Source organism: Subtercola sp. RTI3 (assembly GCF_035018625.1).
GTDB lineage: Bacteria > Actinomycetota > Actinomycetes > Actinomycetales > Microbacteriaceae > Subtercola > Subtercola vilae.
Map to the genome: position 1 here is coordinate 67,199 of NZ_JASJXO010000010.1, position 25,079 is coordinate 92,277.

Genomic DNA, 25,079 nt, shown 5'->3' on the forward strand with positions numbered 1-25,079 from the left:
GCCTGGCGCTGGACCGCACCCACCCGAATTTGAAGGAGCTCTCGTGACGACCATCACCGAATCCGCCCTGCTCGACGCCGTACCCGGTTTGCTGTTCATCGGTGGCGAGTGGGTGCCGAGCGAGACGGGCAGAACGCTCGACGTCTTCGACCCGGCAACCGGCCAGGTGTTGAAGAGCATCGCCGACGCGACTCCCGCCGACGGCATTCGCGCCCTCGATGCCGCGGCTGCCGCCGCTGACGACTGGGCCGCCACGGCACCCCGGGTGCGCGGCGAAATACTGCGCGGCACTTTCGACCTTCTCACAAGTCGCTCTGATGAGGCCGCCCTGCTGATGACGCTCGAGATGGGCAAACCGCTGGCCGAATCCGCCGGCGAGGTGGTCTATGGGGCAGAGTTTCTGCGCTGGTTCAGCGAAGAGGCCGTTCGCATCTCGGGGCGCTTCGGGCAGAACCCTGAAGGCACCGGGCAGATCATCGTCTCCCAGCGCCCGGTCGGCCCCGCGCTGCTCATCACACCGTGGAACTTTCCGCTCGCAATGGCGACCCGCAAGATAGCGCCAGCGCTGGCAGCCGGATGCACGGTGGTTGTCAAACCGGCAGAGCTGACGCCTCTCACCACCCTGTACCTCGCCACGCTCTTCAGAGAGGCCGGGCTGCCGGCCGGCGTTCTGAACGTCATCACCACATCGAACTCGGCAGCGGTCTCGGGCCCGATCATCGCCGACCCACGACTACGCAAGCTGAGTTTCACCGGCTCGACCGCCGTCGGCCGAAAGTTGATCGCGCAGGCCGCCGAGAACGTACTGCGCACGTCGATGGAGTTGGGCGGCAACGCGCCGTTCATCGTGTTCGGCGACGCAGACCTCGACAAGGCGGTGCAGGGGGCGATGGCGGCGAAGTTCCGTAACATCGGGCAGGCCTGCACCGCTGCCAACCGCTTCATCGTGCACCGCTCGATTGCGGCCCCGTTCGCCGAGGCCGTCGCCGAACGGGTCGGTACATTCACCCTCGGGCGGGGCACCGAGCCCGGAGTGAATATCGGTCCGCTCATCAACGACAGCGCTGTCGACAAGGTCGACGAGCTGGTTCGTGATGCGCTCGGCCGTGGCGCGCGGCTCGTAGCGGGCGGCCACCGGCCAGAACGCATCGGCAGCTTCTACGAGCCGACCGTCATCACGAACACCCCGGCGGGAAGCGACATTCTGCGCGAGGAGATCTTCGGGCCGGTGCTCTCGATCGTCGAGTTCGATACTGAGGAGGAGGCAGTTGCGCTGGCAAATGACACCCAGTACGGGCTGGTCAGTTACGTCTTCACCGAGAACCTGGCGCGCGGGCACCGCATGATCGAAAAGCTCGACACTGGCATGATGGGCCTGAACGTGGGTGTGCTGTCGAACGCCGCCGCGCCCTTCGGCGGTGTGAAACAATCGGGGCTCGGCCGGGAGGGCGGAGCCGAAGGCATTCACGAATATCTCTCGACCAAGTACACCCTGATTCCGAATTGAAAGGCACCATGAGCATTTACAGTGTTGTGAATCCCGCCACCGCAGAAACCGGTGTCGAGTATCCGTTGATCTCCGACTCAGATCTCGTGGGTGCCATCGAGCGTGCCGATACCGTTCATCGTCAGTGGTCGCGGCCGTCGAGCATCGCCGACCGGGCCGCCCTGGTGGCCCGCGTCGCCGAGCTGCACACCGAGCGCCGTCAGCAGCTGGCTGAAACGGCCGTGCGAGAGATGGGAAAGCCCCTAGACCAGGCCCTGGCCGAGGTCGACTTCAGCGCCGAGATCTACGCGTACTACGCCGAGAACGCCGAACAGTTTCTGCAAGACGAACCCATCTCTCTCCGAGGGGGCGCCGGCTCTGCACTCGTTCGGCGCAGTTCGCTCGGAGTGCTGCTCGGCATCATGCCGTGGAATTTCCCGCTGTACCAGGTTGCCCGGTTCGCCGGCCCCAACCTGATCGTGGGCAACACCATTCTCCTGAAACACGCACCCCAGTGCCCCGAAACCGCGATCGCTCTCGAGCAGCTGTTTCTCGACGCGGGGTTCCCAGCGAACGCCTACACGAATCTCTTCGCGTCGAACGAGCAGATCGAGACGGTAATAGCAGACCCCCGCGTGCAGGGCGTCTCGCTCACCGGATCGGAACGCGCCGGTGCGGCCGTCGCCGAGATCGCGGGGCGCAACCTCACCAAAGTCGTGCTGGAGCTGGGCGGCTCCGACCCGTTCATCCTCCTGAGTACCGACGACCTCGATGGTGCCGTCGAAGCCGCTGTTGCGGCGCGACTGGATAACAACGGCCAGTCGTGCAACGCGGCAAAACGGTTCATCGTCGCTGACGATCTCTACGAGTCGTTCCTCGGCAAGTTCGTGACCGCACTCTCGGCCGTGCAGCCACAGAACCCGACCGACGAGACGACGAAGCTGGGTCCGCTGTCGTCGACCGCAGCGGCAGACCGGCTCGCAGAGCAGCTCGAGCGCGCTGTGCAAGCAGGTGCCGTGATTGCGGGCCCGCACGAGAGAAACGGAACGTTCTTCTCGCCCGCAGTGCTGACATCCATCACACCCGAGAACCCGGCCTACCGTGAAGAGTTCTTCGGGCCCGTTGCCGCCGTCTATCGTGCCGCCGACGAAGACGACGCAGTGCGCGTGGCGAACGACACCCCGTTCGGGCTCGGTTCGTACGTGTTCACCACTGACGAAGCTCAGGCGCTGCGGGTAGCCGACCGGCTCGACGCGGGCATGGTGTTCGTCAACACTGTGCTCGCCGACTCACCCGAGCTGCCGTTCGGCGGTGTCAAACGTTCCGGCTTCGGCCGGGAGCTCGGCAGGCTCGGCGCCGAAGAGTTCGTGAACAAGAAGCTCATCCGAATCGGTTGAGCGGGGTCAGAAGCTGAGCACGCCCGGGGCGAGCGCCGCTGTCTGGTCGCCGCCGTCTGGTCTCCGCTGAACGTGTCGCCGCGAAGTGGGTGACACATGGCGACGTATTCCGTCACGCCCTGAAACAAAACGTTTCGCGGGCGGTTGAGGGGGCACGCTTAGGCCATCCGCACCACTGAGCAGGAGGCTCCCATGACGATCACTGACACTGCGTCACCCACGACGAACAATTCCGGCCCAGAGAATCGTTGGGCGAACCAAGCCCGACCGTCTACCGCAGCGGGCTGGATTCGGCGAGCGGCCGAGGTCAGCACGATTCTCGCTGCTGACGCGGTCGAACGCGACAACGCCAATCAGCCGCCGTTCGCCGAGGTGCAGCTGCTGAAGAACTCGGGGCTCGTCACACTGCTCGGGCCCGCCGGGCACGGAGGTGGCGGCGAGACGTGGGACACCGCGTACCGGGTCATTCGTGAGGTGGCTCGCGGCGATGGATCCATCGGGCAGTTGCTCGGATACCACTACCTCTGGGCGTGGGCAGCTCGCCTCGTCGCCACCGAAGACCAGATCTCCGCCGTCGAAGAGCTCTACACGACCAACAACCTTCTGTTCGGCGGTGCAGTGAACCCCCGCGACAGTGACCTCACCATCGTCGAAGAGGGCGACGAGCTCGTGTTCACCGGTCACAAGTCGTTCTCGACCGGCGGTCGAGTCTCCGATCTGACGGTGCTCGAAGGAATTCTCGAAGGCACAGACACCCATATCTTCGCGATCGTGCCAACAGAGCAGCCGGCTATTGTCTTCGGCAACGACTGGAACAACCTCGGTCAGCGCCTCACCGAATCGGGTTCAGTAGACATTCGCGGAGTGCGTGTCGACTGGGCCTCCGCGGCCGGATTCGTCGGCAAAGTCTTTCAGCCGTTGGTGTACAACACGTTGAATGTGCCCACAATCCAGCTCGTATTCGCAAACTTCTATCTGGGTATCGCGCAGGGCGCCATCGCGACCGCAACCGAGTACACCCGCGAGAAGACACGGTCGTGGCCGTATGGCGGCGACAACAAGCCGTCGGCCAGTGAGGAATGGTACCTGCTCGAAGGTTACGGCGAGTTGGCATCGAAGCTGTGGGCAGACGAGGCCCTCATCGACAAGGCCGGTGCCGAGATCAGCGCCGTGCTCCATGCTCCGCGGGAGACACTGACCGAGCGTCGCCGGGGCGAAATCGCCGTGCTGATTGCCGCCGCGAAACTGCGCATCGCAGAAGACGGCCTCGAAGTGACGACGAAGGTATTCGAGCTGACGGGGGCCCGGGCATCCTCGAACACCGTCGGTCTCGACATCTTCTGGCGCAACCTTCGAACCCACACCCTTCACGATCCCCTGCCCTACAAGAAACGCGAAGTCGGCCAGTACGTGCTGCTCAACGAGATTCCCGAGCCGAGCTGGTACACCTAAGCGTCACCGGATGCACGGCTCCCGGTGACGGGGACGGGGACGGGGTCAGGGTCGGCGGGCACAACGGTCGACACCGGCCCAACAAGCGGAAGGCCCGGCCTCAGACGCACTGCGCTGAGACCGGGCCTTCACCTTCGATGCCGACTACTCGATTGCGCCAGTTCGTCGGTGACGGCGGAGAACGAAACCAGCAATTCCCGCCAGCAGCAGCAGTACGCCTGCCGACATCGGAACAATGACATCGTTGCCGGTCTCAGCGAGCGACGACGTCTTCGACGCCGCAACTGCGGTTGCTGTCGGGGCCGCGGCCACCACGGCAGGTGCTGCTGTCGGTGTTGCGGTTGGAGTCGGTGTCACGACGGCAACCGCAGGAACAGCGATGGTGGCATCGATACTCGTGTACTCGCCCCACGCATCGGTGGCGTAGACCGTGAACGACGTCGTGCCGCCCGTCGTAGGGGTTCCCGTGATCGCGCCGGTAGTCGGGTCGAGCGTGAGCCCGTCAGGCAGAGATCCCGCAGCGACCGAGTAAGTCACCGCACCCTCCGCCGTTGCTCCCACGGTCGATGCATACGTCGTGCCGACGGTGCCGTCGGTCGTGTATGCCCCCGTGATGACGGGGCACTGGAACTTGCCTGAGTAGTGAAAATCGATACCCCAGCCGGTACCACTCGCAGTGCCCATTTCTACGGCGATCATGTAGTCCGCTGTAGCCGTCGACCCCGTGGCGACGTCGCCGAGAGCATACGTCGGAAGCGCATCCGTGGGGCTGAGGCTGAACGGATCGCCGGGCTCGCTGAGCACGCCGTTGGACGCCACTGTCTTGTACGTCATCGGGCTGGCGCTGCCAGCTTGGGTCGCGTAGACCGAGTACCCGAGGTAGGTCGCATCGGCGCCGTCTTGTCCCGTGTTGTACGTCGCGCTGAGATCAGCGTTGATCAGAAACTGTTTGTTCGCTTCATCCCACTTCATGAACTCCCAGTCTGCCTGTGGCTGGGAAGCCGCGGCGCCGCAGACGCGGAGGATGGCAGAAACAATGCTCCTCCGATGGCCAGGCCGGCAACTGCGACTCCGGCGGTTGTGCGTTTGATTCTCATGTGCTCTTTTCCCCTGCAGGCGGATGTCCGATTTGGAATTCATCACGCCCTCACCTGAAGAGACACGGATTGACGCGTAGCGGAGGATCACAGTCCGTGGTGGCCCTGGTGCGTCATCCATCTACGGCGGCCACGTTGAGCGCCGCCCGGCTCCCGGTGCGTGAACCAGCAGGCACAACGACAACGGGGCACATCCCGTGCGAGGCGCATTCGGCGCTGACCGAACCGAGGAGAAGCCCGACGAACCCACCACGGCCGCGTGAGCCGACGACCACCATCGAGGCGTCCTTCGATCTTCTGATCAACTCCTCGGCAGGCTGCGACAGAACTGCCTGCAGAGTGACAGCGACCCGCGGATGCGCGTCGATGAGGCTCTGAGTTTCAGAGACGAGGTCGCGGCGCACCTGCGCTGTCACGTCATCGAATGAGTGACCATGACCGAATTCGTCGATGGACTCTCGGGGGATGCGGTCGATGCTCCACGTGCGAACGACCGTGACGGGTGCGCCGAGATCTTCTGCCGCGGCCAGCGCCCACGCCAGAGCGTCGTCGGCATTCGCTGAGCCGTCGTACCCGACCACCAGCGCACCGCCCCGCGCTGACAGCGGGTGCTCGGTCTGATCGGAGCCTGCGCCTGCGCCTGCAGCGGTGTGGTCGGCGTGGATGACGATGGCCGGGCAGTGCGAGTGGGCGGCGCACTGCGCGCTCACGGAGCCCAGGAGCAGGCCAGCGAAACCGCCGTGTCCTCGACTGCCGACGATGAGAGCATCGGCGGTGCGACTCTCGTCGAGGAGGTTCCGGGCGGCGGACCCTTCTCTCACGGTCTGCTCGTACCAATCGGGAAGAACGTGCCCGAAGACCTCCTTGGAGGCCATCCGGAGCTGGAACTCTGCGTCCTTCTCCGGAGACCAGGTCACCGGCAGCGGGTTGTAGGAGATGGGGTAGCTCCATACTGACACTGCTCGAAGGCGCCCATGCCTCCTCTCTGCGTACTCTTTCGCGAATGCGAGTGCAGCGACAGAAGATCGCGAGCCGTCGACACCGACGACGATGAGAGGGTGGGTGCGTCCGTTGATGTCCATGCGTCCACTGTGCCCTTCCTGTGGATCGTCGAATAGAGTCAAAGGTCCCCACGACGCCTCACACTGCCGGTGCTGCGGCCCGAAGCCCGTCGGCGACCTTCTTGCCGAGTCCGGCATCCACCAGGGTCCAGTACTCGATAACGCGTTGCTGCATCTCAGACGTCACACCATCGCTGGCGTGGCCGACGATGTTGGCAGCGAGGTGCTCCCGGTCGGTGTCGTCCATCACGTTCCGATAGAGCGACCCGGCCTGACCGAAGTCGTCGTCTTCGGAGTGCTTCTCGTAGGCGTAACGGCCGAGCTCACCCGACTCGACCCACCACGTCAGATCGGCACCTCTCTGCGGATCAGCAACCGGGCCACCGAACGAGTTCGGGGCGTACACAGGCTGAGCGCCTGAGTGCTTGTAGGCCATGGCACCGTCTTTGCTGTAGGTGTGCACCTCGGCCTTCGGCGCGTTGATCGGGAGCTGCTGGTAGTTCGTGCCGATGCGGTGCAGATGCGTGTCGTGGTACGAGAAGACCCGGCCCATGAGCATCCGGTCGGGGCTCAGCCCGACGCCGGGCACAAGGTTCGCGGGCGAGAAGCTCGACTGCTCGACCTCGGCGAAGAAGTTCTCCGGATTGCGGTCGAGCACCATCCGACCCACCTGCACCGGCGGGTAGTCTTCGTGCGGCCACACCTTCGTGAGATCGAACGGGTTGAAGCGATATTTCGCCGCGTCGGCGAACGGCATCACCTGCATCTCGAGCCGCCATACCGGATGCTCACCCCGATCGATCGCGGCCCGGAGGTCGCGACGGTGGTAGTCGGGGTCGGTCGCTGTCATGGCCTTGGCATCGGCATCCGTGAAGTTCTCCGGGCCCTGCTCGGTCTTGAAGTGCCATTTCACCCAGAACTTCTCGCCAGCCGCATTGATCGTCGAGTAGGTGTGACTGCTGTAACCATTCATTGTGCGAAGCGACTTCGGCGTACCGCGGTCGGACATCAGGATGGTCACCTGGTGCGCGCTCTCGGGCGAGAGGGTCCAGAAGTCCCACTGCATGTTGTTGTCGCGGAGCCCCGTGTCGGGGAGCCGCTTCTGCGAGCGGATGAAATCCTGGAACTTCGAGGGGTCGCGCACGAAGAACACGGGCGTGTTGTTCCCGACCATGTCGAAGTTGCCCTCCTCGGTGTAGAACTTCAAAGCGAAGCCGCGCGGGTCACGCACCGTGTCGGCATAGCCCTGCTCACCGGCGACGGTCGAGAACCGGGCGAACATCTCCGTGCGCTTCCCGACCTCGCCGAGGAACGCGGCTTTTGTGAACCACGACACATCGTCGGTGACCTCGAAATAACCATGGGCGCCAGTGCCCTTGGCGTGCACGACCCTCTCTGGTGTGCGTTCCCGGTTGAACTGCTGCATCTTCTGCACCACGTACGCGTCGTGGAGCGCAATCGGGCCTGCGGGCCCAACGGTCAGCGAGTACTCATCGCTGGTGGCGGGGATTCCCGAATCCGTCGTGGTGGTGGGTGGCGTGGGCGTGTCAGTCATGTGCATCTCCGATCAGAAGTAGACAGCAGATGCTGTGTGTGGCCACGTTAGGCAGGCGGTCCTCGGGAAAGATAGGTCGGGCAGCCTACCCTTGCCGCCCACTCCCAGCCCACACACAGCCGCGATGGACGTCCGATTCGGGGAATCGGGTCCGATTGGGTCCGATTGGGTCAAGACCACATCTGTCGCCGGATCGGATTGTTCGAATCCGTACACGTTCACTCTGGAGCCGGCTCACACAGCCGGGTTGACATCGTCGATTCGCTGGTACGTTTCCGGATGCGCTGCCGCGGACTGTGGTGGTTCCCGGGACTAAAGCCTCTAGGCCGCTTGGCGCGACGCTGGATGATCGGGGCATGAATACAACAAAGGAGTCCCGCCCACCCCGGAAGCCTGCAACGCCGGGCAGTCTGGGCCTGCCAACCGCTTCGGCTCTCGTGATCGGCTCTGTGATCGGTACCGGCGTGTTCGGGATCCCCGCAGCGCTGGCCATGTTCGGACCCATCAGTTTGGTCGCATTCGCGTTGGTGACTGTCGGTGCGTTGGCACTTGCGGTGGTGTTCGGCCGGCTTGCGGCACGCATCCCCGGCTCCGGTGGCCCCTACTTATACGCCCGGGACGCATTCGGTGACTTCGCCGGTTTCATCAACGGCTGGTCGTACTGGGTGACCGCGTGGGCTGGCAACGCCGCGATCGTCGTCGCGTTGACCGGATACGTCGAGGTGTTCGTCAACACCGACCACAACATCGGGTGGTCGATCGTGATCGCCACCATCGGTCTCTGGATTCCCGTGCTGATCAACGTGGTCGGCATCAGAACCCTCGGCGCAGCACAAGTCATCTTCACTATCTTGAAGGTGGTGCCGCTCGTGTTCATCGCACTCGTCGGCCTGTTCTTCATCAAGGCAGAAAACTTCGGAGCGTTCAATTCCTCCGGAACCGACGGTTGGAGCGCCATCGCCGGGGCAGGCGCCATCGCCCTGTTCGCGTACCTCGGAATCGAGACCGCCTCCGTGGCCGCCGGCCGAGTGCGTAACCCGAAGAAGAACATTGCCCGGGCGACCGTCTGGGGCACCGTCATCTGCGCGGTCATCTACATTCTGGGTACCTTCGCCGTTTTCGGTACCGTCAGCAACCAGGCGCTTCGAACATCCACGGCACCGTTCAGCGACGCCGCGAACGCGATGTTCGGCGGCGACCTCGGGGGCCAGATCATTGCTCTTGCAGCGATCGTGTCGGGCCTTGGTTGTCTGGTCGGTTGGACCTTCATCGTTGGTGAGATGCCGAATGCCGCAGCGAAAGACGGTATGTTCCCCCGCGCCTTCGCTCGTGAACGTCGCGGGCTTCCGATCTTCGGCATCCTGGCCTCCACCATTCTCGCGACGCTGCTGACCGTTCTGGCCTACACGAACTTCTCCAACGTGTTCACGACCGTTCTGCTGCTGACCGTCTTCACCTCGGTCATCCCCTACATGTTTTCGGCCGCAGCCCAAGTGTTCTGGCTCGTCACCCACCGCCGGCAGACCTCCTGGCCGCACTTCGCGAAAGACGTCACGATCGCCGGGGTCGCTTTGGCATTCACCTTCTGGGCCCTCGCCGGAACAGGCGCTCAAGCCGCCTACTACGGGGTGTTCTGCTTCCTACTCGGTATTCCGCTTTACATCTGGCTTCGCGCGTCGAAGAAGAACGGGTACGGCGCCGAAAGTCCCGCGCCGCTGTCCAGCACGCTCTCCGTCGGCGCGCCCGACGCCGCACCCGACGCCATCGCAAGCAACACAGCGACTGATGCACCGGAGTTGGAGCGAATCTCATGACGACCCTCACTACCCCTGCACCCGCGCCGATCAGGATGGCCGCTCCGGCTGATCCAGCGAGCGTTCGTGGCTTGGGGGTCCACTCGGAGGCCGGACGGCTCCGTCAGGTCATCATCCACCGGCCGGGAACCGAGTTGAACCGGCTGACCCCCGAGAACCGCGAACAGCTCCTGTTCGACGATGTGCTCTGGCCGTCGCGCGCACGTTCCGAGCACGACGGTTTCGCCGATGCCCTCGCCTCACGCGGAATCGTGGTGCATCACTTCGACGACCTCTTCAGCCAGGCACTGCACGTCGCCGAGGCACGCAACTTCGTGCTCGAACGGGTCTGCACGACAGATTCGTTCGGGCCCTCTTTCGCTCCCTACCTTCGCAGCTTCCTCGACGATCAAGAACCTCGCCGGCTTACCGGGATGCTGATCGGTGGTCTTCTCCCTGAAGACGTGCCGACACCACCCGGGTTGAGTCTGTATTTCGACAGTCTTGACAAGGATGGCTTTCTGATTCCGCCTCTTCCGAACTCCTTGTTTCCCAGGGATAGTTCGGCGTGGATCTACGGCGGAGTGAACGTCAACGTGATGGCGAAGCCGGCGCGGGTGCGTGAAACAGACCATGTGCGGGCTGTGTACTCGTTCCATCCGCTCTTCAGCGGTGACCCGTTCCTGCAGTACAACATCGACGAGACGCGCACCCGATCGAGTATCGAAGGCGGCGACATCCATGTTCTCGGCAACGGGGCCGTACTGATCGGTATGGGAGAACGAACAACACCAATGGCCGTCGAGCTACTCGCCTCAGCACTGTTCAAGGCCGGGCAGGCAACCTCGATCATTGCCGTCGGGTTACCGAAATCCCACGCGATGATGCACCTGGACACGGTGATGACGATGATCGACATCGACACCTTCGTTCTCTATCCCAACCTCAGCCAGACGGATCTGCGTGGCCGAACAATCGCCCCGGCAGGTCTGCCCGGAGAGTCTTCCCTCATCGTCGGCCCCGAACAGGATCTATTCGAGCTCATCGCCGAAGCCCTTGACCTGTCTGAGGTTCACGTACTGTCAGCAACGGAGGACACTCGTGCGGCGGAGCGGGAGCAATGGGACGACGCCAACAACTACCTTGCTGTCGAACCGGGTGTCGTCATCGGCTACGACCGGAACGTCACCACGAACACGCTGCTGCGAAGGAATGGAATCGAAGTGATCACAGTCGCAGGCGGCGAACTCGGCCGGGGGCGAGGCGGTTCACGGTGCATGTCGTGCCCGATCCAGCGCGATCCTGCAGGCCAGGAGGCGCGGTCATGACGCAGACGGCAATACATGTTGCCGCGATTAGTCATCTGCTGAAAGGCACAGACCTGACCCGGGCGGCTTACGAACGACCGTTCGCAGCTGCTGCGCTGCTGAAGACCCAGAGGAAGACGGGCGCTCTACGGCCGCCGATCCCTGGCGTCTCGTGTCTACGACCAGGCAGAGAACAGGGTGCACGCCATCAAAGCGCTCATGCTCGCCTCTCTCCTGCCTGAAGATACGGACGGCAGACAGTGAGACTCGTCGTCGCCCTGGGAGGCAATGCGCTTCTTCGCCGAGGCGAACCCCCAGAGGCGTTGACCCAAACCCGGCGCCTGGCGGCCGCCGCGCCAGCTTTTGTGCGCCTCGCAGCACAACACGAACTCCTCCTCATTCACGGAAACGGCCCGCAAGTGGGATTGCTCGCCGCCGAGAACGTGACAGATGAGGCCATCGCAACCCCTTACCCGCTCGGGGACATGGTCGCTGAATCCCAGGGCCTGATCGGTCTCTGGCTGCAACGTGCCCTTTTCAACGCGAAGTCAACCAAACCCGTTGTCTCGCTCGTCTGCCAGACCGTCGTCGACGAAGCCGACCCGGCATGGCAGCATCCGACCAAACAAATCGGACCGAGTTACTCCGCGCACGACGCCCACACCCTGACGAAGCGACACGGCTGGACGTTCGTGACCGACGAGGTGACCTGGCGACGCGTCGTGCCCTCGCCCGCACCCATCGACATCATCGAACAAGGCGTCATCGGAAACCTCCTCAGCGCCGGAATGATCGTGATCGGCGCCGGTGGCGGAGGCGTACCCGTCGTACGAACTCGCGGCCAGCTCATCGGGGTGAACGCAGTCATCGACAAGGACAGTGTCGCCGCCCTCCTTGCAATCACCCTCACAGCCGACCGCCTCATCATCCTCACCGATGTCAGCGCCGTGATGCGAGGGTACGGCACGCCGCAGCAACACCCCATTCTCGAAACCACAGCGGACGAGCTCGATGCCCAACACTTCAGCTCGGGCTCGATGGGACCAAAAGTGACCGCCGCTACCGCCTTCGTCCGAGAGACCGGTTGCCGCGCCGCAATCGGCAGCCTCGACGATGCAGAAGCGGTCGTCAACGGGCTCGCCGGCACACAGATCAGTCGGTGACACGAAGCAGCGCAGGTGAGGAACACTGTGCTCTTGCGATCATCGTGGTCACTTATCTGTTCGGTGGGACCTTCGACTCTGCTGGTGAGTAGCGCATCCGACACAGTGGTGTCCATGGGAATAAGGCGACAGCGTGGTAAGAAGATCGTGCTCATCAATGTGGCGTCGGTGATCGGCGGGTTGGGTGTCGTACTTCTCGTCGTTCTGACGGTCGGCGGCCTCTTCGTGCCGGCGAACTACCTCCAACCGTGGAGCAGAGAGTACGCAGGGCAGTTCGCTGATCCTCGGATGCAGGTTGCCGCGCAAGCGCTGCTGGCACCGAGCAGCCATAACATGCAGCCATGGACCATCCGGCTCGACCCGTCAGACCCCGACGTGCTCTACCTCTACGCCGACCCCTCCCGGCTGACGCCCGCCGTCGACCCGGAGGATCGCCAAACGATGCTCTCGCAGGGCACGTTCCTGTCATACCTGCGCGTCTCGGCCCTTCATCTCGGATACAGCAGCACCTTCGACCTGTTTCCGCAGGGGGCGTACGACGAAACAGACCTTGCCTCGAGCATGCGCGCCGTTCCCGTTGCGAAGATCACCTTGACGAAATCACTGTCGACAGAGTCGACCGACTACGGTTCGCTTTTTCTGTCCGACACCAACCGAAGCCCGTACACCCCAGCTCCCGTGACAGCGAATCAGTCGGCTGAGCTCAGCCGCCTCGCCGCTAGCTCCGGGGCGGCCCTGACGATCTACGACAAGCCGAAAGATCTTGCGGCTTTCGCAGCGTTCGGCACCGAGGGGACTCTCATCGAGACGCAGTACGACGCAGCGACGAAAGAGTTCGACAGGTTGTTCTACGCAACCGAATCGGCCAAAAACGAGGAGAGATCGGGTTTCGCGGTCGAGGGGCAGGGAACCAGCGGATTCATGAAGTATCTAATTCAGGGCATGATCACGATCGATCCAGCACTGAACGACGATGCGACTGGCGCCAAGCGCTCAATCGACTCGACAGCCGCGGCCGTGGCACACACGCCGAACTACGCCCTCATCAGCACGGCAGGCAATACTCGCACGGAGCAGGTTTCGGCGGGCATCCTCTACGGCAATTTCTCGCTCCGTGCCCGCTCGCTCGGCCTCGTGATGCAGCCCCTCAGCCAAGTACTTCAGGAGTACCCGTCAATGGCCGCACCGTATGACGCTATCCGCGCCGAGTACGCACCCGACGGGCAGACGATCCAGATGATGGTGAGACTCGGCACCAGCACGACCGACTACCCACAGACCATGCGGCGAGACGTCAACAGTCTCCTTGGCTGAACACGTCAATCACAAAGCTAGGCTGCGCTTGACGGCTCGATGGGTGTTGCGGCTCGGCTGGGCCCGGATTTGTTGATGCCGACGCCCGCTTGCTGCCTTCCAGCGTGAGCGCTCACGACTACCATTCGGAGAGTCTTCAGCGCTGAGCCCCCGTCAGCGACAGCGGAGGCGCAGTACACACGCCCTGCGGGTAAGGAGTACCGGAACGTTCCGAACGTGCACCTTCGAACTGTTGCCACCAGCAGTGTTCCCACATTGCTACTGGCGACCCGTGCCGGTACGGGAGGGCAACCGCCGCGCGACTACCGCGGGGGCGATCCCCAACAAGGCGAGCACCAAGGCGAGTTCGAGAACGCCGAGCCCGAAGTAGATGCTCTGCAGAAACGAATACTGCCGGATCATTGCGATCTCGATGAAGATCCACACCATCATCCCGAACCCCGCGACCGCACACCACAAAAGACTGGCTGCGTTGCCCCTCTGTAGAGCGATAGCGCCTGCCAACTGGGTGCCGCCGACAACCACGCCGAGCAGCAGACCCGGGATGAGGTATGAAGTGAACGGTGTGTCTGCCAGGTATGAAAGCGGTATCGGCCCGCCGTCTGCGATTGCGCCGAGGCATCCGCCCGCGAACGAGGAAGCGGCACCGAAGTACAGCAGAACCAGTAATGCACGCCAGGCCGTCGACGATGACTTTCGTCGAAAAGACGCCGACACCCGGGAATAGGGCACCGCTGGGCGAGGCACTGGGGCAGAGGAACGAGCACTGTCGGTCATACCACCACCCTTCCCGGATGCGCTCTCTCCGATGGGGCCGAAGGTCCTGCGAATCGTCCTGCGACCGCGGACTACGTGCATCGCCGTCGGTCTCGACGGGTAAAGCGACTGGTCAGCGCCACAACTACCAGAAGCAACATCATGGAATACGGATGGGAATACCACTGATTCCGGTCGTCAACAATGCGGGTGGGGGTGTCTGCTGAGCGTCGGCAGCGAGCGTCTGACGGGTCGCAACCCCATCGACCATCACGTAGTAGGTCTCGAAGCGCTGCAGTTGCTGCTCGTCATGCGTGACCAGCACGGTTGCGGTGTTCTGCTCGATCGTGAGTCGGGTGATGAGGTTCAGGATGCTCGTACCTCTCGCCTGATCCAGTGAACTGGTCGGTTCGTCGACAACCAATACGGTGGGGTCATTCATCAGGGCTCGGGCAATGTTCACGCGTTGGCGCTCACCCCCGGAGAGCATCGCCGGGAACTTGTGCGCCTGCCGTTCGACTCCGACCGCTGCCAGCAGGTCCATGGCACGCGAACGGCTGTGACGCCGCGTCTCCGCCTTGCTCGCTCCCCCTCTTGGCGTTCTGGCCCCGAGCTTCTCCATGACCAACAGCTGCTCGAGAGCGGTCAGCGCCGGCAGCAGGTTCGACTGTTGGAAGACGATCCCGAGGTGATCGCGGCGCAGCTCGGCACGCTCTGAGAGCGAGAGCCCCGTCACCTCCACATCATCGATGCGCACCGACCCGGAGTCGGGCCGGATGAGGGTCGAGATGACGGCCAGCAGGCTCGACTTACCCGAACCCGACGGGCCGCTGAGCCCCACAACACTCCCGCGAGCGACGGCGAGTGAGACGTTGTCGACGGCGATGATTCTGCTGGCCCCGTCCGGGTAGGTCAGGGTGACATTCGAGAGGGTGATCATCGGTTGCTTCCCAGAGCGGTCAGAGGGTCGGCGTGCGTCACCGAACGAAGAGCGAACGCCGCACCCAACAGCCCGAGGGCGATCATCGCGACAGCCGGGGCGAGAGTGGTGTACCAGGCCAGAATGAAGGGCAGAACACCGCCGACAACGGCTCCGAAAGCTGCCGTCGCGCCGATCCCGACTCCCACCCCCACAACCAGCACAAGAGCCGCCTCGCCAAGCGAGTCGGTGACAAGCATTCTGTTCGATGCCCCGAGCGCTTTCAGAACGGCCACGTCAGGTTGTCGCTGCATGCCCCACACCGTGAAGAACGCGCCCACGACAAGCGCCGAGATACCGAACAGCATCGCCACCATCAGCAGCAGCGACCCGATCTCCGAGCGGAACGCGGAGAGCGCGGTCAGCGAACCGACCAGGCTCTGGGAGGTGGTGTCGGCGGCCAGGTCGGCGGCCGCAAAGCCACTGTCTGTACCGTCGGCCGCGAGAACGGTGGCGAAGGCGTCGGGGTTGCCGGAGGCGCTGGCGGTCTTCTGCCAGTCGGCCAGTGAGACCCAGGCGACGGCCGTGTGCGAATACCATGCGTCCGTCGTCACGGCATCGACGACGTAGACGTCGCCGTCGAGGGTGATCGTGCCGCCCGCTACAACATGCAGGGTCGAAGCGGCAGTCTCCGGTACGGTGATGTGGCCGTCCCGGGTCGGTACGGCCGATCCGAAGGAGGTGTCGGCGCCGAAAAGGGCGACGGAGGCCTGCCGTGAACCCGCAAAGAGCTTGGTCTGGCTGATACCGACCGGATGCACCGCGCTCACTCCTGAGGTTTTCGACCACGTCGCGGCCTGCGTCGATGTGACGGCTGAGTCGGAGTAGCTCAGGCTGTTGCCGTCAGCGGGTTGCGAGAACACGACCCGGTCGGCGGGCAGTGCGAGCACCGCGGAAATGTTCTGGTTGGCGAGGCCAGCGGTGAGGCCGGCGAGAAAGCCGACGAGGAGGGTGATGAGGGCGACGACAGCGGCAATCAGGATGAAGCGGCCCTTGGCAAACCTCAGATCACGGAGTGCGACGAACATTCGTACCGGCTCTCGCTGTTGACAGGAGCACTGCCTGATGCGGTGCTCCCGAACGTCAAGGATGCCCCGGATCAGCTCCCCGAACAGGGCCGAAAGTCCCCCGACGGAAACACCTGCGTCGCGTCCGACGCCCATGCTGAACGGACGCCCATGCTGAAAGGATGCCTGTGCTGAAGTGGGCCCTACCGGGATCGAACCGATGACATCCACGGTGTAAACGTGGCGCTCTACCAGCTGAGCTAAAGGCCCTTCACGCCCGAAGACGCGTTGAAAGCATACTAGACCGCGGCGGGCTCGAGTTCTTCGAGGGCGGCGCGGTAGGCCTCAATCGAACGGGCCTCGCCCGGGGCGGTGATGAAGCTGGCGCGAATGATGCCCTTGGTGTCGATGACGAAGGTCGCACGGTTCGAGAAACCCTTGCCCTCGAGAAAGACGCCGTATTCCTTTGCGACGCCGCCGTGGGGCCAGAAGTCGGCCAGAAGGTTGAAGTCGAACCCACGCTGGTCGCTCCAGGCACGAAGCGACGACTTGGAATCGACGGAGATTCCGAGCAGTTCGACGTGCTGGTCGTTGAACAGGGCGATGTTCTCTTCGAGCTGGCAGAACTCACCGGTGCAGACACCGGAGAAAGCGAGTGGGTAGAAGACGAGGACAACGGGCTTCACACCACGAAACTGGCTGAGACGAACCTTTTCGCCGTACTGGTTCGACAGTTCGAAGTCGGGTGCCCACGTGTCGTTTTCGAGTGCCATAGAGGCGATCCTTTCGGCGACGGGTAACTTGCCCGCCAGACCCAAACAGCCAGTCTAAACCTCGAAACCGACCGATCGCTGCCCCGGAGGGCGAATCTGGTCTGACAGATTCGTTAGGCTTGTCGGTGGTGTGCATTCCGTGAACCGGAGGGCCTCCAGTTGAATGATCTCTACAACCCAAAAGAGAGAGGTTGACGTTGACTGTCAACGATCAAGACCCCTATTCGGTGACGAACATCGATTCCGATCCCGATGAAACCGCCGAATGGTCTGAATCGCTCGATGCGCTGGTCGCAGAGCGTGGCCACGGGCGTGCTCGCGAGATCATGCTGAGCCTGCTGAAGAGAAGCAAAGATCTGCACCTGAACGTTCCGATGGTTCCCACCACCGACTACATCAACACGATCGCTCCCGAGAACGAGCCCGAATTCCCGGGCGACGAAGATGTCGAGCGCCGCTACCGTGCGTGGATCCGCTGGAACGCGGCAATGCTGGTGCACCGCGCCCAGCGCCCCGGCATCGCCGTCGGTGGCCACATCTCGACGTACGCCTCGAGCGCGAGCCTCTACGAAGTGGGCTTCAACCACTTCTTTCGCGGCCAAGACCACCCGGGCGGTGGCGACCAGATCTTCGTGCAGGGCCACGCCTCCCCCGGCACCTACGCCCGCGCGTTTCTCGAGGGCCGGCTGAGCGAGACCCAGCTCGACGGTTTTCGCCAGGAGAAGTCGCACCACGGTGGCGCGCTGAGCTCATACCCGCACCCCCGTCTCATGCCGGAGTTCTGGCAGTTCCCGACGGTGTCGATGGGTATCGGCCCGATCAATGCCATCTATCAGGCTCAGGCGAACAAGTACCTGACCAACCGCGGCATCAAAGACGCCAGCGACCAGCAGGTCTGGGCATTCCTCGGCGACGGCGAGATGGATGAGGTCGAGAGTCGCGGCCAGCTGCAGGTCGCGGCCAATGAGGGCCTCGACAACCTGAACTTCGTGATCAACTGCAACCTGCAGCGCCTCGACGGCCCTGTGCGCGGCAACGGCAAGATCATCCAGGAACTCGAGAGCTTCTTCCGCGGTGCCGGCTGGAACGTCATCAAGGTGATCTGGGGGCGCGAATGGGATTCGCTGCTTCAGAACGACACCGACGGTGCGCTGCTCAAGCTGATGAACCAGACTCCGGATGGCGACTTCCAGACGTACAAGACCGAAGACGGCGCGTACGTTCGCGAGAACTTCTTCGGGCGCGATCCGCGTGCGTTGAAGCTCATCGAGGATTACAGCGACGATCAGGTCTGGGGTCTGAAGCGCGGTGGCCACGACTACCGCAAGGTGTACGCCGCGTTCAAGGCCGCGAGCGAGCACAAGGGCCAGCCCACGGTCATCCTCGCGCACACCATCAAGGGTTACGGCCTCGGCAAGGGTTTTGCCGGCCGCAATGCCACCCACCAGATGAAGAAGATGTCTCTGCCCGACCTCAAGGCGTTCCGCGACGAGATGCGCATTCCGATCACCGACGCGCAGCTCGAGGCGAACGATCACTGGACTCCCCCGTACTACAACCCGGGCCCCGGCGACGAGGCCATCGAGTACATGCACGAGCGTCGCCGCGCACTGGGCGGCTACGTGCCAGAGCGTCGCACGAAGCACACCGCGTTCACGCTGCCAGACGACTCGGCCTACGCCATCATGAAGAAGGGCTCCGGTACGCAGGAGATCGCTTCGACCATGGCGTTCGTGCGTCTTCTGAAAGAGATGACGCGCTCGAAGGACTTCGGCAACCGCGTGGTTCCCGTCATCCCCGACGAGGCGCGCACGTTCGGCATGGATGCGTTCTTCCCGAGCGCGAAGATCTACAACCCGAACGGCCAGCACTACACGAGTGTCGACCGCGACCTGTTGCTCGCCTACAAAGAGAGCCCCCAGGGCCAGATCATCCACGTGGGCATCAACGAGGCCGGCGCGGTGGCAGCGTTCACCGCAGCGGGCACCTCGTACTCGACGCAAGGCGAACCGCTCATCCCGGTCTACGTCTTCTACTCGATGTTCGGCTTCCAGCGCACGGGCGACGCCCTCTGGGCCGCGGGCGACCAGATGACCCGCGGGTTCATCATGGGCGCAACCGCTGGCCGCACCACGCTCACCGGCGAGGGCCTGCAGCACGCGGATGGCCACTCCCACCTGCTGGCCTCCACCAACCCCGCCGTGGTGTCGTACGACCCCGCGTACGGGTACGAGATCGGGCACATCGTGCGCTCGGGCCTCGAGCGGATGTACGGCGGAACGCACACCGACCCGAACGTCATGTACTACATCACGCTCTACAACGAGCCGATGGTCATGCCAGCCGAGCCCGAGAACGTCGACGCCGAGGGTATTGTGCGCGGCATCCACCACCTCAAGGCCGGCAACGACCAAGGCCCGAAGGCGAACATCCTCGCTTCGGGCGTGGGCGTACCGTGGGCTCTCGAGGCGCAGGAGCTGCTCGCGAACGACTGGGGCGTCTCGGCCGACGTCTGGTCGGTCACCAGCTGGACAGAGTTGCGCCGCGACGGCCTGCTGGCCGAGGAGCACAACTTTCTCTACCCGAACGACGAGCGCCACGTTCCGTACCTCACGAACAAGCTCTCGGGCGCCCAGGGCCCGTTCGTCGCGGTGAGCGACTACATGCACGCCGTGCCCGACCAGATTCGCCAGTTCGTTCCCGGCGACTATGCGACGCTCGGTGCCGACGGGTTCGGGTTCTCTGATACGCGCCCGGCCGCCCGACGGTTCTTCAAGATCGACGGCCCCTCGGTTGTCGTTCGTGTTCTCGAGCAGCTCGCCGCCCGCGGCGAGGTCGACCAGAACGCCCCGGCCTGGGCCATCGACAAGTACCGTCTGCACGACGTGTCGGCCGGCACCTCTGGCTCGGCGGGCGGCGAGAGCTAACCGCTTTCACCCCATGTCGAGAACCAAAGAGCAGACCCTTGCGTGGCTGCGAACGGTGTCGGGAGAACTCTCGACAGCGACCATCAAGCGCCTCGACGAAACGCTTCCCTGGTACGGCGACATGCCGCCGGGGAGGCGTTCCGCCGTGGGCCTCGTCGCCCAGGCCGGCATCAAGTCGTTCATCACCTGGTACGACGACCCCACGACCACCACGTGGATCGCCTCAGACGTGTTCGGCTCCGCGCCGCGCGAGTTGCTCCGCTCGGTGAGCCTGCAGCAGACGCTCCAGCTCATCCGCGTGGTGGTCGAGGTGGTCGAGCAGCGCGTCGCCGGTGCCGACCAAGACCTCCGCGAAGGCATCCTGCTCTATTCGCGCGAGATCGCCTTCGCCTCGGCTGATGTGTACGCCCGAGCCGCCGAAGCGCGCGGGCTCTGGGATGCCCGGCTCGAGGCACTCGTTGTCGACTCCATTCTCAGCGGCGAGTACGACGACGAGCTGCCGAGCCGTATCGCCGCTCTCGGCTGGCACGGCCACGGCGAGGTGAGCGTCCTCGTCGGAACAACGCCCCGCATGCTCGACGTCGACCAGTTGCGCCGCACCGCACGCCACCTCTCAGCCGACGTGCTCATCGGTGTTCAGGGCGGCAGACTGGTGCTGGTCATCGGGCGTTCGCAGCCTGCGGGCCTGCCTCCGGATGATCAGCCCACTGCCGCTACCAGCGAACCAGCCCTGACGTTCATGCAGATCGCGAACGCCCTTGAACCCGGATTCGGCCCGGGCCACCTGGTTCTCGGCCACGAGGTGCCGAGCCTCGTCGAGGCCTCCCGAAGCGCGAAGGCAGCGCTCGCCGGTTTCGCCGTGGCGAAATCGTGGCGCAACGCCCCCCGCCCGGTGTACGCCGACGATCTGCTTCCCGAGCGGGCGCTGGCCGGTGACCCGCTGGCCCGGTCGACTCTTGTGAACCGGGTGTACCGGCCGCTGCAAGACCAGAGCCCCGAACTGATGACCACGCTGTGGTGCTACCTCGACAATGGCCGGTCGCTCGAAGGCACCGCGCGCGAGCTCTTCGTGCACCCGAACACCGTTCGCTACCGTCTGAAGCGCGTCTCTCAGGTCATCGGCTGGGATGCCACCGGCGCCCGGGAGGCCCTCATCCTGCAGTCGGCCCTGATTCTCGGGTCGATGAACGACCCTGACCCTGCGCCCCGCCGCCGCACCTGACCAAACCCGGTTCGGCCTTGGTCGATACTGACAACGAAACTCGAAAAGGTTGGTTGGTTCTCACCACCGACTCCTCCTCCACACTTGAAAGACTGACAACATGATCGTGATCGTCTGCCCGGGCCAGGGCTCACAAACCCCCGGCTTTCTCGACCCGTGGGTTGCCGAACCACAGTTTCGCGAGCACCTCGAAGCGCTGTCGTACTGCGCCGAGCTCGACCTCCTGAAGCACGGCACCACGAGCGACGCCGACACCATCCGCGACACCAAAGTGGCCCAGCCGCTCATCGTGGCCGCCGGGCTGCTTGCGCTGAAGGCACTTCTGGCTGACGGTCGACGGTCGTTCGTCGGCGGTGTGGCCGGCCACTCGGTGGGCGAGATCACCGCTGCCGCAGCATCCGAAATTCTCACAGAGGTCGACGCGGTGACGCTGGTGCGTGAGCGCGGGCTGGCCATGGCTGAGGCCGCAGCGCTCACCCCCACCGGCATGAGCGCCGTTGTGGGCGGCGACGAGAGCGAGCTTCTGGGCGTGCTCGAAGCGCTCGGCCTGCAGCCGGCCAACTTCAACGGCGGAGGCCAGGTGGTTGTCGCCGGTTCGCTCGAAGCCCTCGCGCAGCTGCCGCAGGTCGCCCCTCGCGGCGCGCGGGTGATCCCGCTGCAGGTCGCCGGTGCCTTTCACACCCGATTCATGCAACCCGCTGTCGACCGGCTCACCGAGGTTGCCCGCGGGCTCACCCCGCATGACCCCACACTGCCCATCTGGAGCAACCGCGACGGCGGCGTCGTCGATTCCGGCGACGAATTTCTGCGCCTGCTGGTGGGCCAGGTCTCGTCTCCCGTTCGCTGGGATCGCTGCATGGCCTCGTTCGCAGCAGCCGGGGTCACGGGTATCATCGAAGTCGCGCCCGCCGGCGCCCTCACCGGTCTTGCAAAACGGGGTCTGAAGGGTGTGCCGTCGGTTGCCATCAAGACACCGGATGACCTGCCAACGGCTATCGAGCTCCTCACCGGCGCCGTCGCCTAACCCCACGATTCCTGAGAGAAGCGCATGCCCCGCCCCGCACTGCAGCAGTCACACGGACACGAGTTCACCCGCATCTACGCGATGGGCGCCGCTCGCGGTGAACTCGTCGTACCGAACGACCAACTGATCGAGGCGATCAACTCGTCAGACGAGTGGATTCGCCAGCGCACCGGCATCATCGAACGCCGGCGTGCTCCGAAAGACATCACCGCCGTCGACCTCGCCACCGAAGCCGGCATCGAGGCCATCGCGAAGTCGGGCATTCGTGCCGACCAGATCGGTGCCGTCATCGTGGCCACCATCAGCAACCCCGTGGTCACCCCCTCGGTCTCCACCCTCGTCGCAGAGCAAGTGGGCGCAAAGACTGCCGCCGCGTACGACATCGAGGCGGCGTGTGCGGGCTACGCGTATGGCATTGCACAGGCCGATGCCCTGATTCGCGCGGGTGTGGCCGAGTACGTGCTCGTCATCGGAGCTGAGAAGCTCTCTGACTTCGTGGAGCCCACCGACCGCTCGATCTCCTTTCTGCTCGGCGACGGTGCTGGTGCTGCCGTGGTCGGCCCGAGCGATTTCCCGGGCATCTCACGCTCGATCCTCGGCTCCGACGGCTCGAAGTGGGGTGCCGTGGGAATGAGCGGAACCCACGCGGGCTTCCGCGCCGGCGACAACGAGTGGCCGCACCTTCGTCAAGACGGCCAAGTCGTCTTTCGCTGGGCCGTCTGGGAGATGGCGAAAGTCGCGCGCCAGGCGCTCGAGGTCGCGGGCATCACCGCCGACGACCTCACCGCGTTCATCCCGCACCAGGCCAACATGCGCATCGTCGACGAGTTCGCCAAAGTGCTGAAGTTGCCCGAACACGTGCTCGTCGCGCACGACATCGAGACGACCGGCAACACGTCGGCGGCGTCGATTCCGCTCGCTGCGCACCGGCTGCTCTCCGAGCATCCGGAAGCCTCGGGCGGCTACGCCCTGCAGATCGGCTTCGGCGCGGGCCTCGTCTTCGGGGCCCAAGTCGTCGTGCTGCCCTAAACTGAATGTCGCCTCAAATGACACCACAAGGAGAAAAAATAATGGCATTGTCCACCGAAGAAGTTCTTGCCGGCCTCGCCGAGCTCATCAACGACGAGACGGGTATCGCAGCCGACACGGTTGAGCTGGACAAATCGTTCACCGATGACCTCGACATCGACTCCATCTCGATGATGACCATCGTTGTCAACGCCGAAGAGAAGTTCGACGTCAAGATTCCCGACGAAGAGGTCAAGAACCTCAAGACCGTCGGCGACGCAGTTCACTTCATCGCCAACGCCCAGGGCTGAACCCGACCGCAGGATGGCCGGGCGACACTCGTCCGGCCTCCTCGCTGTGCTCACAGACCCGCCTGAACCACAGACAGACCTGAACCACAGACAGACTTGAACCACAGAAAGCTCTTCTCATGACCAAAAGAATCGTCGTCACCGGCATCGGCGCCACCTCTCCCCTCGGAGGAACCGCTGAAGAGAGCTGGCAGGCACTGCTCGGCGGCGTTTCGGGTAACCGCACCCTCGAGCAGGAGTGGGTTGAGAAGTGGCAGGTTCCCATCACCATGGCGGCCCAGGCCGTTGTGCCCTCGGCCGATGTGCTCACCCGCCAGGAGACCAAGCGTCTCGACCCGAACAGCCAGTTCGCGCTGACCGCAGCGCGCGAGGCGTGGGCTGACGCCGGCTCACCCGAGGTCGAACCCGAGCGTCTCGGCGTCGACTGGGCCACCGGCATCGGCGGCCTCTGGACCCTGCTCGACGCATGGGACACCCTGCGCGAGCGTGGCCCCCGCCGAGTGCTTCCCATGACCGTTCCCATGCTCATGCCCAATGGCGCTGCCGCCGCGATCAGCATGGACATCGGCGCTCGTGCCTTCAGCCGCACCGACGTCTCGGCCTGCGCATCGAGTACCGAGTCGATCGCCAACGCGTTCGACCACCTGCAGGCAGGCCTCGCCGACGTGATCATCGCGGGCGGCTCTGAAGCGTGCATCCACCCCCTGCCCATCGCCTCGTTCGCCGCCATGCAGGCGCTCTCGAAGCGCAACGACGACCCAGCCACCGCGTCGCGTCCCTACGACGTCACCCGTGACGGCTTCGTTCTCGGCGAGGGCGGCGCGGCCATCGTTCTTGAGACCTACGAGCACGCCGTCGCCCGTGGCGCCCGCATCTACGCCGAGGTTCTCGGGGGCTCAGTGACGAGCGACGCGTACCACATCACCGCGCCCGACCCCGAGGGTTCGGCGGCGGCTCGCGCCATGATCGCGGCGATCACCAACGCCGGGTTCTCGATTGCCGACGTGGCACACATCAACGCACACGCCACCTCCACTCCCGTCGGCGACATCGCCGAGTACAACGCGCTTCGCCGGGTATTCGGTGAGGCTGTCGAAGGCATCCCCGTGTCGGCCACGAAGGCATCGACGGGCCACCTGCTCGGTGGTGCCGGCGCCATCGAGGCGATCTTCGTGATCAAGGCGCTCTACGAGCGTCTCGCCCCGCCCACCATCAACCTCACCGAGCAAGACCCGGCCATTCGGCTCGACGTGATCACGTCGCCCCGCAAGCTGCCCGACGGCGACCTGCTCGCCATCAGCAACTCGTTCGGCTTCGGCGGCCACAACGCCGTAGCGGCCTTCAAAACGCTCTAGTCGGCTGCCTGCCCTGTCCCCATTCGCTGACCCCAGCGCTCACACCACTTCGGGTCGGCGAAGTTTGCGGGTGCTGTCTCTTATACACATCT

At 64.2% G+C, this 25,079-nt stretch carries 20 protein-coding genes and 1 tRNA gene; 13 read left to right on the top strand and 8 right to left on the bottom strand.

What is annotated here, in order from left to right:
* Positions 1-43: 43 nt before the first annotated feature.
* The 3 genes from QN358_RS06200 (at position 44) to QN358_RS06210 (ending at position 4,335) form a co-directional block, all read left to right on the top strand.
* Complete coding sequence (locus QN358_RS06200; protein ID WP_323511873.1) at positions 44-1,507, top strand: NAD-dependent succinate-semialdehyde dehydrogenase; 1,464 nt, start codon at positions 44-46, stop codon at positions 1,505-1,507.
* An 8-nt stretch (positions 1,508-1,515) separates the two neighbouring features.
* Positions 1,516-2,883 (top strand): NAD-dependent succinate-semialdehyde dehydrogenase, encoded by a 1,368-nt coding sequence (locus QN358_RS06205; protein ID WP_136640883.1) that lies wholly within the window; start codon positions 1,516-1,518, stop codon positions 2,881-2,883.
* 192 nt (positions 2,884-3,075) lie between these two features.
* Positions 3,076-4,335 carry a monooxygenase gene (locus QN358_RS06210; protein ID WP_323511874.1) on the top strand — a complete coding sequence of 420 codons (1,260 nt, stop codon included), beginning with the start codon at positions 3,076-3,078 and terminating at the stop codon, positions 4,333-4,335.
* A gap of 144 nt (positions 4,336-4,479) precedes the next feature.
* On the opposite strand, the gene mprA is transcribed toward QN358_RS06210, so the two are convergent.
* The 3 genes from mprA to QN358_RS06225 form a co-directional block, all read right to left on the bottom strand.
* Positions 4,480-5,307 carry an MprA protease, GlyGly-CTERM protein-sorting domain-containing form gene (gene mprA, locus QN358_RS06215; RefSeq protein WP_161580347.1) on the bottom strand — a complete coding sequence of 276 codons (828 nt, stop codon included), beginning with the start codon at positions 5,305-5,307 and terminating at the stop codon, positions 4,480-4,482.
* A 238-nt stretch (positions 5,308-5,545) separates the two neighbouring features.
* A complete protein-coding gene (locus QN358_RS06220) occupies positions 5,546-6,514 on the bottom strand; it encodes a universal stress protein (protein ID WP_323511875.1) in 969 nt (322 codons plus the stop codon).
* Positions 6,515-6,572: 58 nt separating this feature from the next.
* Positions 6,573-8,048: a catalase gene (locus QN358_RS06225; protein ID WP_323511876.1), complete on the bottom strand. Its 1,476-nt coding sequence runs from the start codon at positions 8,046-8,048 to the stop codon at positions 6,573-6,575.
* 356 nt (positions 8,049-8,404) lie between these two features.
* Here QN358_RS06225 and QN358_RS06230 point away from each other — a divergent pair, with 356 nt between their 5' ends.
* The 4 genes from QN358_RS06230 (at position 8,405) to QN358_RS06245 (ending at position 13,625) form a co-directional block, all read left to right on the top strand.
* On the top strand, positions 8,405-9,862 hold the full coding sequence (locus QN358_RS06230) for an amino acid permease (protein WP_323511877.1): 1,458 nt from the start codon (positions 8,405-8,407) through the stop codon (positions 9,860-9,862).
* Entirely contained in the window at positions 9,859-11,169 is a 1,311-nt protein-coding gene (locus QN358_RS06235) for an arginine deiminase (RefSeq protein WP_323511878.1), read from the top strand. The genes QN358_RS06230 and QN358_RS06235 overlap by 4 nt, the downstream gene beginning before the upstream one ends.
* Positions 11,170-11,408: 239 nt before the next feature.
* On the top strand, positions 11,409-12,311 hold the full coding sequence (locus tag QN358_RS06240; RefSeq protein ID WP_136640888.1) for a carbamate kinase: 903 nt from the start codon (positions 11,409-11,411) through the stop codon (positions 12,309-12,311).
* 114 nt (positions 12,312-12,425) lie between these two features.
* The gene (locus tag QN358_RS06245; protein ID WP_323511879.1) at positions 12,426-13,625 is read left to right on the top strand and encodes an Acg family FMN-binding oxidoreductase; all 1,200 of its coding nucleotides are present in this window, start codon (positions 12,426-12,428) and stop codon (positions 13,623-13,625) included.
* 258 nt (positions 13,626-13,883) lie between these two features.
* Here the strand turns inward: QN358_RS06245 and QN358_RS06250 are convergent, their stop codons facing one another.
* The 5 genes from QN358_RS06250 to QN358_RS06270 form a co-directional block, all read right to left on the bottom strand.
* The gene (locus QN358_RS06250; RefSeq protein WP_323511880.1) at positions 13,884-14,402 is read right to left on the bottom strand and encodes a hypothetical protein; all 519 of its coding nucleotides are present in this window, start codon (positions 14,400-14,402) and stop codon (positions 13,884-13,886) included.
* Between the two features lie 139 nt (positions 14,403-14,541).
* The gene (locus tag QN358_RS06255) at positions 14,542-15,321 is read right to left on the bottom strand and encodes an ABC transporter ATP-binding protein (RefSeq protein ID WP_136640891.1); all 780 of its coding nucleotides are present in this window, start codon (positions 15,319-15,321) and stop codon (positions 14,542-14,544) included.
* Positions 15,318-16,388, bottom strand: coding sequence for an ABC transporter permease (locus QN358_RS06260; protein WP_323511881.1), 1,071 nt, complete (start codon positions 16,386-16,388; stop codon positions 15,318-15,320). Before QN358_RS06260 ends, QN358_RS06255 begins: the two co-directional genes overlap by 4 nt.
* Positions 16,389-16,564: 176 nt before the next feature.
* Positions 16,565-16,637 (bottom strand) — tRNA-Val (locus QN358_RS06265).
* A 29-nt stretch (positions 16,638-16,666) separates the two neighbouring features.
* Complete coding sequence (locus QN358_RS06270; RefSeq protein ID WP_136640893.1) at positions 16,667-17,140, bottom strand: peroxiredoxin; 474 nt, start codon at positions 17,138-17,140, stop codon at positions 16,667-16,669.
* 197 nt (positions 17,141-17,337) lie between these two features.
* Here QN358_RS06270 and aceE point away from each other — a divergent pair, with 197 nt between their 5' ends.
* The 6 genes from aceE (at position 17,338) to QN358_RS06300 (ending at position 24,987) form a co-directional block, all read left to right on the top strand.
* A complete protein-coding gene (gene aceE, locus QN358_RS06275) occupies positions 17,338-20,067 on the top strand; it encodes a pyruvate dehydrogenase (acetyl-transferring), homodimeric type (protein WP_323511884.1) in 2,730 nt (909 codons plus the stop codon).
* Between the two features lie 13 nt (positions 20,068-20,080).
* On the top strand, positions 20,081-21,289 hold the full coding sequence (locus QN358_RS06280; protein ID WP_323511882.1) for a helix-turn-helix domain-containing protein: 1,209 nt from the start codon (positions 20,081-20,083) through the stop codon (positions 21,287-21,289).
* A gap of 100 nt (positions 21,290-21,389) precedes the next feature.
* Positions 21,390-22,313, top strand: a complete 924-nt coding sequence (locus QN358_RS06285) for an ACP S-malonyltransferase (protein ID WP_323511883.1) — start codon at positions 21,390-21,392, stop codon at positions 22,311-22,313.
* Between the two features lie 24 nt (positions 22,314-22,337).
* Entirely contained in the window at positions 22,338-23,342 is a 1,005-nt protein-coding gene (locus QN358_RS06290; RefSeq protein WP_136640896.1) for a beta-ketoacyl-ACP synthase III, read from the top strand.
* A gap of 41 nt (positions 23,343-23,383) precedes the next feature.
* Positions 23,384-23,632, top strand: coding sequence for an acyl carrier protein (locus QN358_RS06295; protein ID WP_136640897.1), 249 nt, complete (start codon positions 23,384-23,386; stop codon positions 23,630-23,632).
* Positions 23,633-23,751: 119 nt separating this feature from the next.
* Positions 23,752-24,987, top strand: a complete 1,236-nt coding sequence (locus tag QN358_RS06300) for a beta-ketoacyl-[acyl-carrier-protein] synthase family protein (protein ID WP_136640898.1) — start codon at positions 23,752-23,754, stop codon at positions 24,985-24,987.
* Positions 24,988-25,079 lie beyond the last annotated feature (92 nt).